Source organism: Rhizobium mongolense subsp. loessense, assembly GCF_900099775.1.
Lineage (GTDB): Bacteria > Pseudomonadota > Alphaproteobacteria > Rhizobiales > Rhizobiaceae > Rhizobium > Rhizobium loessense.
Genome location: NZ_FMTM01000029.1, coordinates 2,501 through 5,000 on the forward strand (window position 1 = coordinate 2,501; position 2,500 = coordinate 5,000).

Consider the following 2,500-nt stretch of genomic DNA (forward strand, 5'->3'; position numbering starts at 1 on the left):
GCATCGTTTTTGACGATGCCTGTTCTGCCTATATCGTGAAGAGAAGATTGATCTGGAGGCTTCCAGGTGTTTTGGGTTTTGGCCCAGGGCGTCCGAAGCCGGTTCCAATGATGTCGTTGATGGTCTAGCCGACCGGAAACGAAAGAGGAGCCGGAGGTAGGAAGGAAGCTTGTCCTGAGGCATTGTTGTTGTTTGAAGGCTTTGGCGTTCATCTGACCGACGATGCTGGATTGGCGTTGCCTGACCGCGCGCCACCGGATTTGATCTCGAGAAGCTGGTCTTAAGACAGACTGCAAGCGAGCTGCTCGGCGTAGCTCCAATAAAGCAGATCTGTCGAACACGTCGATGGCATCATTAGAAAGCGTGATTGTAAAAGGTAATCACGCATTGTTGGTCTTCGGATTTGATTGCGGCAACTGAGAGGTTGTCCGGATGAGAATTTTAAATCCAACAAAGATGATGAGCATTGGCAATGAGAACGATTAAGTGTCGTAAGGGCATTTGGTGGATGCCTTGGCATGCACAGGCGATGAAGGACGTGATACGCTGCGATAAGCCGTGGGGAGCTGCGAATGAGCTTTGATCCATGGATCTCCGAATGGGGCAACCCACCTTAGATACTTGGGAAATCTGTTTTGTTGTCGGATCTTTGATCCGAGGTTACGGCGAACGATCGCCGACGGCCTCTGGGCTGTATGGGAGTTCCCGATACAGTGCGGAGCGCGTCGCCGGTTGTCCGGCGCGCCCACGCAGTTCTGCACGGCAGGTGCGGAAGGCGCGTGAGTGAGAACCAAACAGGTTTCCAAGTATCGTTAATAAGGTATCTTACCTTCGAATACATAGGGGTAAGAAGCGAACGCAGGGAACTGAAACATCTAAGTACCTGCAGGAAAGGACATCAACCGAGACTCCGCAAGTAGTGGCGAGCGAACGCGGACCAGGCCAGTGGCAATGAGGAATAAAGCGGAACCATCTGGAAAGTTGGGCCGTAGCGGGTGACAGCCCCGTACGCGTAGAACACTCATTGTCCTAGAGTAGGGCGGGACACGAGAAATCCTGTCTGAACATGGGGAGACCACTCTCCAAGCCTAAGTACTCGTGCATGACCGATAGCGAACAAGTACCGTGAGGGAAAGGTGAAAAGCACCCCGACAAGGGGAGTGAAATAGAACCTGAAACCGGATGCCTACAAACAGTCGGAGCCTGAAAGGGTGACGGCGTACCTTTTGTATAATGGGTCAACGACTTAGTGTAACAAGCAAGCTTAAGCCGGTAGGTGTAGGCGTAGCGAAAGCGAGTCTGAATAGGGCGATTTAGTTTGTTGCATTAGACCCGAAACCGAGTGATCTAGCCATGAGCAGGTTGAAGGTTGGGTAACACCAACTGGAGGACCGAACCCGCATCTGTTGCAATAGATTGGGATGACTTGTGGCTAGGGGTGAAAGGCCAATCAAACTCGGAAATAGCTGGTTCTCCGCGAAATCTATTTAGGTAGAGCGTCGAGCGAATACCCCCGGGGGTAGAGCACTGGATGGGCTATGGGGACTCACCGTCTTACTGATCCTAACCAAACTCCGAATACCGGGGAGTACTACTCGGCAGACACACGGCGGGTGCTAACGTCCGTCGTGAAAAGGGCAACAACCCTGACCTCCAGCTAAGGTCCCCAAGTCATGGCTAAGTGGGAAAGGATGTGAGGATCCCAAAACAACCAGGATGTTGGCTTAGAAGCAGCCATCATTTAAAGAAAGCGTAACAGCTCACTGGTCTAAATAAGGGTCTTTGCGCCGAAAATGTAACGGGGCTGAAGCCATGCACCGAAGCTGAGGATGTGTAGCAATACACGTGGTAGCGGAGCGTTCCGTAAGCCTGTGAAGGGACAGTCGTGAGACATCCTGGAGGTATCGGAAGTGCGAATGTTGACATGAGTAACGATAAAGAGGGTGAGAGACCCTCTCGCCGAAAGACCAAGGGTTCCTGCTTAAAGTTAATCTGAGCAGGGTTAGCCGGCCCCTAAGACGAGGCGGACACGCGTAGTCGATGGGAACCACGTTAATATTCGTGGGCCTGGTGGTAGTGACGGATTGCTCAACTTGTAAGGTCTTATTGGATTGATCTTGCAGGGACGCGGTTCCAGGAAACAGCTCCACCGTATAGACCGTACCCGAAACCGACACAGGTGGTCAGGTAGAGTATACCAAGGCGCTTGAGAGAACTATGTTGAAGGAACTCGGCAAATTGCACGCGTAACTTCGGAAGAAGCGTGACCCCATTTTGGGCAACCATGATGGGGTGGCACAGACCAGGGGGTAGCGACTGTTTATCAAAAACACAGGGCTCTGCGAAGTAGCAATACGACGTATAGGGTCTGACGCCTGCCCGGTGCTGGAAGGTTAAAGGGAGAGGTGCAAGCTTTGAACTGAAGCCCCAGTAAACGGCGGCCGTAACTATAACGGTCCTAAGGTAGCGAAATTCCTTGTCGGGTAAGTTCCGACCTGCA

1 rRNA gene (only partly in view) is annotated in these 2,500 nt (G+C 52.2%); it reads left to right on the top strand.

Annotation, left to right across the window (positions count from 1 at the left end):
* The first annotated feature begins 480 nt into the window (after window positions 1-480).
* Window positions 481-2,500, top strand: a 23S ribosomal RNA gene (locus tag BLP23_RS32890); it runs 922 nt beyond the window's last position.